The 11,192-nt window shown below is 46.0% G+C and carries 10 protein-coding genes and 4 pseudogenes; 4 read left to right on the forward strand and 10 right to left on the reverse strand.

Going from position 1 to position 11,192, the window contains the following annotated elements:
- Window positions 1-26: 26 nt before the first annotated feature.
- Both IPJ96_15845 and IPJ96_15850 read right to left on the reverse strand, forming a co-directional pair.
- Window positions 27-251 (reverse strand): hypothetical protein, encoded by a 225-nt coding sequence (locus IPJ96_15845; GenBank protein MBK7911786.1) that lies wholly within the window; start codon window positions 249-251, stop codon window positions 27-29.
- Window positions 248-703, reverse strand: a pseudogene (locus tag IPJ96_15850) (SRPBCC domain-containing protein). The gene IPJ96_15845 and the pseudogene IPJ96_15850 overlap by 4 nt, the downstream one beginning before the upstream one ends.
- 1,122 nt (window positions 704-1,825) lie before the next feature.
- On the opposite strand from IPJ96_15850, the gene IPJ96_15855 reads away from it, so the two are divergent.
- From IPJ96_15855 to IPJ96_15865, 3 genes and pseudogenes are all read left to right on the forward strand, one after another.
- Window positions 1,826-2,392, forward strand: a complete 567-nt coding sequence (locus tag IPJ96_15855) for a class I SAM-dependent methyltransferase (GenBank protein ID MBK7911787.1) — start codon at window positions 1,826-1,828, stop codon at window positions 2,390-2,392.
- A gap of 627 nt (window positions 2,393-3,019) precedes the next feature.
- Window positions 3,020-3,841, forward strand: a pseudogene (locus IPJ96_15860) (tyrosine-type recombinase/integrase).
- Window positions 3,838-4,960 (forward strand): annotated as a pseudogene (locus tag IPJ96_15865) (IS91 family transposase). Before IPJ96_15860 ends, IPJ96_15865 begins: the two co-directional pseudogenes overlap by 4 nt.
- A 263-nt stretch (window positions 4,961-5,223) precedes the next feature.
- Here the strand turns inward: IPJ96_15865 and IPJ96_15870 are convergent.
- Window positions 5,224-6,149, reverse strand: a pseudogene (locus IPJ96_15870) (DsbA family protein).
- Window positions 6,150-6,311: 162 nt separating this feature from the next.
- Between IPJ96_15870 and IPJ96_15875 the strand changes: the two are divergent.
- On the forward strand, window positions 6,312-6,623 hold the full coding sequence (locus tag IPJ96_15875) for a helix-turn-helix transcriptional regulator (protein ID MBK7911788.1): 312 nt from the start codon (window positions 6,312-6,314) through the stop codon (window positions 6,621-6,623).
- A gap of 134 nt (window positions 6,624-6,757) precedes the next feature.
- Here the strand turns inward: IPJ96_15875 and IPJ96_15880 are convergent, their stop codons facing one another.
- From IPJ96_15880 to IPJ96_15910, 7 genes are all read right to left on the reverse strand, one after another.
- A complete protein-coding gene (locus IPJ96_15880; protein MBK7911789.1) occupies window positions 6,758-7,087 on the reverse strand; it encodes a hypothetical protein in 330 nt (109 codons plus the stop codon).
- Window positions 7,042-7,527, reverse strand: coding sequence for a transposase (locus tag IPJ96_15885; protein ID MBK7911790.1), 486 nt, complete (start codon window positions 7,525-7,527; stop codon window positions 7,042-7,044). Before IPJ96_15885 ends, IPJ96_15880 begins: the two co-directional genes overlap by 46 nt.
- A gap of 109 nt (window positions 7,528-7,636) precedes the next feature.
- Entirely contained in the window at window positions 7,637-8,215 is a 579-nt protein-coding gene (locus tag IPJ96_15890) for a transposase (GenBank protein MBK7911791.1), read from the reverse strand.
- A gap of 466 nt (window positions 8,216-8,681) precedes the next feature.
- Window positions 8,682-9,113 carry an alpha-ketoglutarate-dependent dioxygenase AlkB gene (locus tag IPJ96_15895; GenBank protein ID MBK7911792.1) on the reverse strand — a complete coding sequence of 144 codons (432 nt, stop codon included), beginning with the start codon at window positions 9,111-9,113 and terminating at the stop codon, window positions 8,682-8,684.
- Window positions 9,114-9,301: 188 nt separating this feature from the next.
- On the reverse strand, window positions 9,302-10,192 hold the full coding sequence (locus IPJ96_15900) for a hypothetical protein (protein ID MBK7911793.1): 891 nt from the start codon (window positions 10,190-10,192) through the stop codon (window positions 9,302-9,304).
- Window positions 10,193-10,227: 35 nt separating this feature from the next.
- Window positions 10,228-10,902 carry a hypothetical protein gene (locus IPJ96_15905; GenBank protein ID MBK7911794.1) on the reverse strand — a complete coding sequence of 225 codons (675 nt, stop codon included), beginning with the start codon at window positions 10,900-10,902 and terminating at the stop codon, window positions 10,228-10,230.
- Between the two features lie 11 nt (window positions 10,903-10,913).
- A partial coding sequence (locus tag IPJ96_15910; GenBank protein MBK7911795.1) for a hypothetical protein occupies window positions 10,914-11,192 on the reverse strand: 279 nt, incomplete at its 5' end.

Here is an 11,192-nt window from a genome sequence, read left to right on the forward strand (position 1 = left end):
ACCTTCTATGGAACACTACCGGTCCTTCACTTCAGCGTGATCTTGGAGATGATCTTGCCTTTCGATTTAGTCGGCTTTTCCATGTCCTTGATGGCAAAGTCGATGGCTGCTCTGATCAGTGCTTTCATTTTCGGATTCCGGCAGTCGGTCGCTTTCTTAATATCTATATGCCGGATCAGATTACCGGTACCCGTCTGCAGTTGATGCGGGTCTTTTAACAGGGTGCCCTTATTGAAGCCCAGTCGGTTCAAGCTTCACATATCTCCCGCAACCTGTCGAGGGCTTTGGGGTAAGTTTGGCTCATGTAATCTGAAAATTCCTCGTTCGTATCGAGCTCAACCTTGACAGTCGTGATTCCGTCGGCTTCTTCAAACGAATAGTTTTCAGCCATTCGCCCATTTCTCCACATCCGGCCCTTCCGTGATCTCCGCATTCGCTTTAACAAGGCCGTAGTGCCGAATGGAAACAAATCGTCCCGGAACATTTTCCGAAATCTCCGAAACCATGCCGCCCCTTTCGCCTTTCTCATCCGTACCTACGAAATAGATCTTGCTTCCCTTTTCCAATTTCCCTCATAGGTGGAAGTTGGATTGAACAGGGCGGTCCATTGCTCGTAGGTCAGCTTACTGCTGATACCCAACATCCGGTCATAGACTCTTCCGGCCGGCGCCTTAATGCTTACGTTGAACTGCAATTTTTTCATGTCTTTCGATCGATATTGCGATTAACCTTTTATCCTGAACGCTGATCAGGAATCCAACCCCTGAATTAAGACTCAAGATATGATAAAAGAGTTGAACGGGAGTGACGGCATGAACTGAAGTGTTCCCTTGGTCCGTTTCAACAAGGTGGTGGCAGGTCGATCAGAAATGTTAAAATTCGATACGCTGCATTAGTAAGCTTGTTCACTTCGTGGTGCGCTTGGCCATTCCGTCTTTTTGCATTGCAGCTAGTGGTTCCGGTTAACTTTATTTGTCAGGTATAAAAGTTCAGGACTGTCCCTGAATCCCAAGTCTGAAGTGCTCGGTTGGTTATACAGTTGACCGACATCCCGACTTATGCGTACCGTGATAAGTGCGGTGAATCCCAAATCCGAAGTTCGATTCTTTTCAGCTGATGTTCACAAAGGCAGTCCCGCCTGTGACGGAATCCAGCACGACGCCTGATACGCTTATCTGCGCGAAGGCGGGGGAACACACCTGCAAATAAAAAGTAACAAGACGGCTGCCTGAGGTTTCATGCACGAGGATTGAGGTAGTCGATCATGGGATGTTGCCCCCGCATGCGGATACGATGTTCCCTGTCACGTGCTCGCATGCTCCTGATGGATTACATCCCAAAATAAACAATTCCGCGCCATGGCCATTCTGCTCCTTACGCCAAGCTGTTGATGGACAAACCCGGATTCAGTATCTTGTCTGCTCGATCGGTAGAGCAGTACGCTCAATCGACGAGTCGCCCCCACGAGTCAACGAATCCCGGGTAAGCATTGCAGCGCCAAGAAAACGACCTGTACATGAACGTTAAGACCTTGTCTGATACTGCCTACGAGTTCCCGTGCAACCTTTGCAGCTCGACGTCTCATCGTTTGCTTTTTGTTAAGAAGAACTTCCCGATCGTAAAATGTCTTTCCTGCGGCCTGGTGTCGACAGTGTTGCCCGCCGATTTCGACCCGCTCCAGCATTTACGACGAAACCTATTTCAACGGTGGTCAGGTCGACGGCTATGGCGATTATGAATCCTCTGAAATCATCCTGCGTGCTGAGTTCAGAAAGATCGTCCGCGAGATCCTGAAGTACATTCCACAACCCGAAGGGAAAAACTACTGGAACTGGGAAGCGCTTACGGCTATTTTCTGAGTGAGGCCTCGGCATACTTTACCTGTTATGGTGTGGAAGTCAGCAAAGCCGGCGTTCAGAAATCCGAAGCGCTTGGTTTGCGGGTATTTGAGGGGGCGCTGACCGCGGACGTTCTCCGCGAAACGGGAAAAGTGGATGTAGTCGTCATGCTGGATGTCATCGAGCACCTGACGGATCCGATGGCGACACTCGGGCTGGCCTATTCCGCCTTGAATCCCGGTGGCGTGATGTTGATCGTTACGGGCGACCATGGGTCCCTGCTTAGCAAGGTGATGAAAGCAAACTGGCGGTTGATGACGCCCCCGCAGCACACTTTTTTCTTTACCTCGAAAACACTACCGGCCATGGTCGCAAAGGCGGGTTTTACGGTCAAGTCGGTTACAGCGCCCTGGAAGATCGTACCACTGGGATTACCGTTCTATCAGGTGGGCAGAAGAACCGGCCTACGCGTCCGGGCATTGGAAAACATCAACAACTTTGGTATCCCGATCAATCTGTTTGATACGGTACGGGTAATCGCGGTGAAGCCTTAACGCCGCAGATCGTATATGATCTGACGATTACTACGACGTCCCGACAGACGAATGCTGCCCCTTTGTCCCGCGCTGACTTTCTGTTCACTTCTGTAAGGTCAAATCGCTTGAGCTGATATTCCCCACGTTGATTTCCCGCTCACCGGCTAACAAATGGTGAAGGCTTCAGCCTGTCTGCGATCAAATCCGGTTAGGTATTTCATGGGAAGCGGATTATTCTCTCCATATAATCAGCTACGCCTTTAAAGAGATCGAAATTCTTTAAACAGGGAGGGAGGGTTTTTGCACAGTCTGACGTTTTGGCGCTTGGCGCAGTGGCGGACTTAGAAGCACGAAGTTGTCAAACAGCACAAATGCCCAATGGAAGCACTGCACCTGATTTAACCACTTCACCCGCCATTGAGCCAAACGCCTGTTGCACTAAACCCCGCTTTCGCGGGGTAGCCTGTACTACCTGAGCAGAACTGTTTTCGGATTGATCCTCGTAGAAGGTTTTACCACAAACATTCTATGTATGAAGAACAAATCTGAAAAACAGCCCTACAGGACGCTGGTAAAACAAGCCTGTTTAAAGGTACAGGGATTCGAGGATTTTTACAAGCGCCTCGCGCGCAAGATCCGCATCGCGGGAAGAGTCCCAGTACGTTGAGTAATTACACGCGCTACCTGGCACAGATGGCACTGCATTTTGAGTGCCTGCCTACAGAGTTGGATACCGAACAGGTGGAGGAGTATCTGGAGCAGATGCTCGACCAGCACGATACACCCTCGGAGTCCTACTTCAAGTTCGTGGTGTACAGCCTGCGATTCGCGTTCAAGGCCGAGGGGTTGGATTATAAGCGGTTCACCCTGCCGAGCATTAAGCATGAGAAGAAGTTGCCGGTGATCCTGAGCCGGGAGGAGATGCGGCGATTGTTGCGGGCCCCGGCCCTGCTCAAGCATCGGCTGCTCATCGGTCTGCTCTACGGCTGTGGCCTGCGGTGCATGGAGGTGCGCAGCATCCATATCAAGGACCTGGACCTGGACCGCCGGCTTTTGCACGTGCGTAAAGGCAAAGGGCGGAAGGACCGGTATGTGCCGCTGGGCGAGTTGCTCTGTCGGGGTGTGCGCAGCTACCTGGAAGCGGAGAACCCGCAGACGTTCCTGTTCAACGGCAAGCCCGAAGGCCGCAAGGGCGGTGATTTTGACAGTCGCTACTCCCAACGCGGGGTGCAGTGGGCCGTGCAGCAGGCGGCCAAGACCGCCGGTATCCAAAAGGACATCTCGGTGCACACCCTGCGGCACACCTATGCCACGCACCTGCTGGAAGACGGACTGGACATTGTCTCCATCAAAGAACTGCTGGGCCATGAGCGCATCGAGACCACAATGGTGTACCTGCACGTGGCCAGGCACGGTCGTAAAGCGCCGTTCAGTCCGCTGGATACACTCTTCGCTCCTGCACTGTGAGGCCGGCCTGCGAAGTAGCGCAGGTCATACGGCAAACATGGGCACAGGTTGAGCAGAGCACGCAACTCAACAACTGGCAAAAGCGCACCCTGCGCCTGATCCGAGACTGCCGCACCGCGGCCCTGGGCGGGCATTTGGATCAGTGCCCCGCCTGTTCCCACCTGCGCATAAGCTACAACAGTTGCCGGAACCGCCACTGTCCCAAGTGTCAGGTCCTGGCCCGGGAAGACTGGGTGGCAGCCCGCAAGGCCGAGCTCTTGCCGGTGCCGTACTTCCATGTGGTGTTCACCCCTGCCCGGGGAGCTGAACCGTTTGTGCCTGTATGGGCCGGATCGTGTCTATGATGCACTCTTTGCCACAGCCTGGAGTCTGATCGGTTCCTTTGCCGGCGATCCCGCCCACCTAGGAGCGCACACGGGTATGATCGCCGTGCTGCACACCTGGGGTCAGAACCTCTCCCTGCATCCGCACCTGCACTGCATCGTGCCCGGCGGGGCATCACCGCAGCCGGGTTCTGGAAGAGTGCACGCTCCAAAGGAAAGTACCTCTTCCCGGTAAGGGGGCGCTGAGCCGGGTGATGCGCGGTCGGATGGTGGCGGCACTGCGCAAAGCCTTCCCGGGAGAAGATCCGCAGCTCTTCCGCACGCTCTTTACAAAGCCCGGGTGGTCTATGCAGCGGCCCTTTGCCTCTCCTGGTGCGGTGATCGACCTGGGCCGATACACGCACAAGATCGCCATCAGCAACCATCGGCTCTTGTCCGTTGACAAAGACCGTGTGCGCTTCCGTTACAAGGACTACCGCCACGGCAGCAACAAGGTAATGGAGCTGGCGCCGATGGAGTTCATCCGCCGCTTTGCGCAGCACATCCTGCCCAGGGGTTTTGTGCGCATCCGGCATTACGGCATCCTCTCCAGCCGCAAGAAGGCCGAGAGCATCCCGCAGATCATACTTCAGTTGCAGGGAAAGACCATTATCCTGATCCGGCAGCCACGCAGCAAAGCCCCGGCCGTGCGTTGTCCCTGTTGCAAAAAATCCCTGATGAAACCATCCTGCGGTTCGACCACCGCGGCCCGCCCGCGCGCTATCGATCACTACTGAACACCACTTCCTCACAATGAAAAAAACACCTGCACCACGGGCTGGAGTTGCATTGCCCAAACCTGTAAGACCAGTGCCTGATCCGCTACTCGCTACGCTTTTTCACTCTCTGATCCTCTTCTGAACGGTGCCGATATCAACCTTTGTGTGATCGGAAACGGTAGCGAATCAACACACGCCACTTATTCAATCCCCATAGCAACCTGCACGGCGCCGCGATAGCGGGGTTCCGTGCAACAGCGGCTTCATTGTTGGCCCGTTGGGCCCAACGAAGCCTTAGTTGTTATCGGCTGGTATTCTTCAAAGTCCACATTGCTCCATTTTTTGTTGTCAGTTTTTCTAATTGTCCTTTCGCTGTTAAGTCGTCCAAATATTTTTCACTTTCGTTTCGTGGTGTTCCTGTTAGTTCAGAAAATTCTTTTGCTGTCAATGAATTGTATTTTGAAAATACAGCATTCCAAGTTTTATCATAGGTTGTTTTGGTAGCAGACGGAATCAATTTAAGTAAAGCACTCTCAAATGTGCTATACGGTTTTGAGCCATAAACCATTTCTTTCTGTCCTGTTGTGTCTATAAAATACATTGTAGGGAAGCCCCTTACGCCTAATTCTCTGCCTAATTTTAAATCTTCTTCAAAAAGTCTTTTGCTTTTCCTTCATAATCCGTTTTGAGCTTAACAATGTCAAGCCCAACTTTTTTTCCTGCTAATTCTAAATGTTCCCATTTTGTGATATTCTTTTTTTGAAGAAATACCATTTCTCGTATTTCACGAAGAAACAAAATTGCTTTTTCATTGTCTTGCATTTGTGCTGCTTTAAAAGCAATTGAAGGTGGATATGAGGAATTTAATGGGTCTTCAAGCCAAACATTTCCGTCTATTGGCATATCATAATAAACACTTACCTCGTCCCAATGGTGAGCAACATCAGAAGGTTTGCTAATTCCACCACTATTGTAACTCCAATTAGGTAGCAAACCACCCATTCTGTATTCAACTTCAATATTGTTTCCATATTCCAATTTGAGTTTTCGTAATTGTGGCTCAATTCCCCAACAAGAAGAGCAAATAGGGTCGGTGTAATAGATTATTTTTACTGGTTTCTTGTCTGATTTTATCAAACTGCTTTCTGCTGAACTTATTTTGTTAGTAGGTATTTCGCAAATACCACTTTCTGGGTCGCACATTAAAGGATTGTTTTGCTCTTGCATATTTTTTTTGTTTTGAGAATGACAACTTGTATTGCCGATTGTGAATGTTGTGATTAAAATAAGATAAGTTAATTTCATTTTATGTAAAGTGTCTTACACCATTTGTTTATCTTTGTGCAAAGTTGAGGACTTATATTCAACTACGCAATAAGTCAGAAAATTATGACTACCAAAAAAGAAATTATTGATAACGAAACTTGTCCTGCACAAGGGCTTTTGAAGTCGCTGTCTGGCAAATGGAAACCTGAAATTTTTCGTTTGGCTGTTGAAGCACCTTTGCGTTTTAGTAGTTTGTTGCGTCAAATTGAAGGTTCTAACAAACAAACTTTGTCTGTCGCTTTAAGAGAGTTAGAAGAAGTCGGGCTGTTAGAAAAAGTTGTCATTCAGCAAAAGCCTTTGCATATAGAATATAATCTTACCGAAAAAGGGAAGTCGTTAATTCCTGTCTTTAAGCAGTTAGAAAGTCTTGGGTAGTGTCGGTTATACTTGCCGCTAACGTCAGTTCGTGCAACAACCCAAAAGATATTCAGCACCACCCTTCCCGGACGATAACAGGGACAAGCTGACTGCCCGAATATCTTTGGTATTGTCCTGCATCACGGATCGCCCTATCCGTAAAAATAGAAAAAAGCAGCCTGGTCAGCCACTTTTTCAACTTCGGCGGGCCCATGATGTTCATTACCCTCCGAAAATTGTAAATGAGATAGATTAATCCGAACTCGCCTTCGTTTTTTCTGCAGGCCTTTCATCAGGATGTGATCAAAGCCCCATTGTCGTTTGATGGTACCGAAGATGTGTTCGATGATTTGCTGGCGCAGGGAATAGGTCGATGTGTTTTCACGCACCCGGCGGTTGTTGCGCTCTACCGCGCCGGCATGTTGAGACCGTTCGATCAGGCGCCCTTGGGGTTGCGGGTGCACAGGTGTTTGACCGCGCAACTGCCGCAGGCCTTGGTCTTGTAGTGCTTGACCTTGTGTACCGACTCGTCGTACAGTTTAGTATACCAATGGCCGGTGGTCTTCAAGATGTGACCCTGCGGACACTTGTACTGGTCCTTCTTCGGGTTGTACCGGAAGCGCTCGCCGTAATACTCCGGTGTCGGCACGGGATGACTGCGGGGTACTTCCTGATAGGCTACGATGGTGTAGATGTCTTCCTGCTCGCAACCCGTAAGCTGCTCGCCGTTGTGGTAGCCCTTGTCTGCCAGTACAGCCACGGCATCCGTATCGCAAATTCGCTTGGTCTTCTGCGACATCGGCAGCAGGGCTTTCCGGTCGTTCTGGTTGGTGACCTCATACTCCAGCACCAGCTTGTTGGCCGCATCCGCCACGGTCTGTACGTTATAGGCTACTTCGATCACAGACCCGTGCAGAATCATGGTCCGGGCATCCGGGTCGGTGGTGGAGATTTGGTCCAGGCCGCTGGATGATAGTTGCTTTTCAATGCGCTTGTACTTGCGGCGTTGGGCCTTTTGCTTTTTCAGTTTCTCAGCGATCGCGGCTCTCTGGCCTCATCCAGATCGCCTGCGTTGAGTTCCTCGATGTAAGATTGGATCTTGTTGTCGATGTACTCCAGTTGCCGGTCGATCTTTTCTGGTTGTAGTTTTTCTTCTTGGAGTTGACCGCCCTGAACTTGCTTGAATCGAGCGCCACCAGCGTTTTCCCGGTCAGGCCCTTTCGGTTGATCTGCCGGACGAAGTGGGTAAACGCATTGCGGAACAGTTTTGGGTTGTCTGACCGAAAGCCGGCAATCGTACGAAAGCAGGGTTGTAGTCCCTTCAGTAACCAGAGCAGTTCGATGTTCCGCTGGCACTCACGCTCCAGCAGGCGAGAAGTCCGTATGCGGTTCAGATAACCGTACACACACAATTTGAACAGATCCGCCGGGTGATACATCGGCCTGCCCTCTTCCGCAGGTTCATTTTCTAAAAATCCCAGTTCTTTCAGCGGCAACGCGTCTACGAATAAATCGATAACCCGCACTTCCGCATCTTCCGGGATCAAATCATCGATACAAGTCGGGAATAAAGTGGCCTGCCTGCGGTCGAATCCGGTTAGGTATTTCATGAAAAGCTGATTATTCTCTCAATATAATCAGCCCCGCCCGGAAACAGATCAAAATTCTTTAAACAATAGGGGAGGGTTTTTGCACAGTCTGACGTTTTGGCGCTTGGCGCAGTGGCGGATTTCGGAGCACAAAACTGTCAATGCACCACAAAAGTTGATGCGAGGTATAATGTTCAATTAACCACGTCACCCGCCATTGAGCCAAACGCCTGTTATCGCTTCGGTGTTCTTTTTCGTCCGTTGGTTTGTCGGTCGTTTTGGTCGTGCGTTGAGACAGACACACTCTTTGCCAAGCTTGGGATTGAGCTTGGGCTAGTGCGGCTTGGCAATGTGTGTGGCTGTGAAGGGTTGGCTTCATTCTATTATTACTTTTCTAAATGTTATTGATACTCGTCTTTCTCTTTTAATTGTTTCACCATTAAACTTGTCGTTTTTACGTTGGGGAATTCCGTGATACCAATTATATCTACTTTCTTTCTTCATTACAACAAAGTTCTAGGTTCAAGGAATAATTCAACTTTGTCTTTTGAGTGTGTTCTTGTTCAAAGTTCATAACACAACTTGAACCAAGAGATAAAGAAATAATTGTGTCGCCAAAACAAGGTTCGCAGTCAATATGAGGTGCAATACCTTGTCCGCTTTCATATTCATTTATGATAGCTTGGTCAGGAATAAAATTGATATATTTTTCATCATATATTTTCAAGGCAATTTCAGTCAGCCATTTTGGTAGTTGTCCGATAAAAAATGAATTATCAATCTTTCTTGCTTTGTAATCATACTTAAAACCATAGTGTTGTACTCTTCTTGAAAGGTCATTCAGCCAAATAGAATTATCAATTAACTTCAATAATTCCGTTTCTGTCTTTCTATCTATGAAATCAGGATAAATCTCCAAGCCTAAAATTTCCTTAGCATTTTTCAGCGTGACTTCTATTTGATAATTTGCTATTTCCGAAAAGGTCTGTTTGCATTAGTTACTAAGTATTTCGTATGTAAAGGTTTCTGATTTATCATACCAACTTTGATTGCTATTTTTGTATGATACAGTTTCTGATTTTCTAACAACTGAATGGTCAATACCTTTTAAATGATTTTTAAACCTTGTGAAATTATGGTGTCTGTGTACAGGTTTTGGTAAATTAAAACGTATTTGTTCAATGGATATTTCTTTACCAATTGGTTAACATCATTCACTAAATCATTAATCTGTTCAGTATTCAAATTTGCAAAAAGATATGAAAAGTTGAGAACTACTAAATTTGAAACTCTGAACCATTCATCCAATGTGTTTTCTTCCAGTTGTTTGAATGAAACTAATAACCTAAACTCAGTATTTTTCTTAAATAGAATACTTTTAGAAAATTCAGTTGCTTTGTTGAGCATAGCATTTGAAATGTCAATGCCAACATATTTCATTGAAAACTCATTGTTGTGTTTAAAAGTCTGATTAAAAGCTATGCCAGACGTTAATGGACCACAACCAAAATCAAAAAATGTAGTTCTTCCTGATATTTGCTTCAATTCAATCTCAAAAAACTCTTTATAGCTGTCAAAAATAGAAACACCTGAAAAATAGTGCTTACGCATATTGTAGAAACAATACAAATTGACCTTATCTTCTTTGCTAAAGGATTGATTAAATAAACTTGGTTGTTCAAAATCAAAATCTGCTCTCCCAAATTCAATAACATTAGTTCTAATGAAGTCATTGGATTCTCCTAAAAGAACTTGCCACCAGTCATTTTGGGTTGATTCCATTGCTTGTAATGTACGTGGGTCATTCTTTAGCTTATTAATTACCAATTCATCATAAACTGTAGCAAATTCATCATCTGGGGTGTAGGTTTTACCTTCTATAGTTTCATCTGAATCAAAGTAGTGAAACTGTAGATTGTCATTAAGAACATCAGTTATTGAATCCCAAATGTATCCACCTTTTGATTTGACAAATTCAATAAGTTTATAGTAAACCAAATTGTTTGACAGGAGGGAATCGTTTCCTATCAAAATCAATTGTTCTTTGCTCTAGTTAATGCAACATTAAGTTTTCTGTCAACCGTTCCATCATCATTTAAATTGACAATCCCATTAAGTTGAAAAGGATTGTTGATGGCAAATGAAAATATTATAATATCTCGCTGGCTACCCTGATAGCGTTCTACTGTATCAACAGTTATATCCTCAAAATTTGGGATATTTGCTTCTTCTAATTTCTGCTTTATTAAGGCAATTTGATTTCTAAAAGGAGTGATTATACCAATTGTTTTCTTTTCACTAAATGGTCTTGAGTTGAAATCGTATAATTTTTTTATTGCTTGAACTATTCTAACTACCAAGTCAGCTTCTTGAATATTTTTCTTCCCAAAGTGATTACTTTTATCTTCCTTGCTTTGAAAAAATATTAGTCGCTTTCGAGCAAGTAAATCTGTTAAGTCATTTTTTGTTGGACTTGACAAACTCAATGGCCGAATTTGACGCTTTAAACCTTCTTTAGTTTTTATTGGGAGATTAGGTATGTCAAATGCTTCTTTTAATTCTGATTGATAAAAACTGTGATTAGGAAATAAGGCAACTTCTCTATGCATCCTGCCTTGATAGGTTAGTTTGTCATAAGCAAAGTCAAACTTATTTTTCTCGCAATAAGTGTAAAGTCTTTCAAACAGTGAATTCTTTCTATTCAGCAAACCAATACTTTCTAAAAGTTCATTGTTGGTTTTAGAACTTTAGGGTCTTGTAATACAATTGCGGGTAATTGTTTGTGGTCGCCAATTAAAATGAATTTTGAACATTTCGGAAGTATTCCAACAATTTGAGGTTCTAAAATTTGTGAAGCTTCATCTACAATTACAATATCAAACTTCTTTAAGTTGAAAATGTCAGTTTTGCCGGAAATAGAAGCAACTGTTGAGATAAAAACCCTATGTTTAGCTAAAACTGTATTGATACTTTCTACTGAATTTTCGCCAATATTTTT

This window comes from Bacteroidota bacterium, from assembly GCA_016713765.1.
Lineage (GTDB): Bacteria > Bacteroidota > Bacteroidia > AKYH767-A > 2013-40CM-41-45 > Pollutiaquabacter > Pollutiaquabacter aromativorans.

Coding starts and splice junctions, on each gene's coding strand:
- IPJ96_15875 (MBK7911788.1), top strand. CDS start 6,312: ATGACTACCAAAAAAGAAATTATTGATAACGAAACTTGTCCTGCACAA.
- IPJ96_15885 (MBK7911790.1), bottom strand. CDS start 7,527: ATGATTCTGCACGGGTCTGTGATCGAAGTAGCCTATAACGTACAGACC.
- IPJ96_15890 (MBK7911791.1), bottom strand. CDS start 8,215: ATGAAATACCTAACCGGATTCGACCGCAGGCAGGCCACTTTATTCCCG.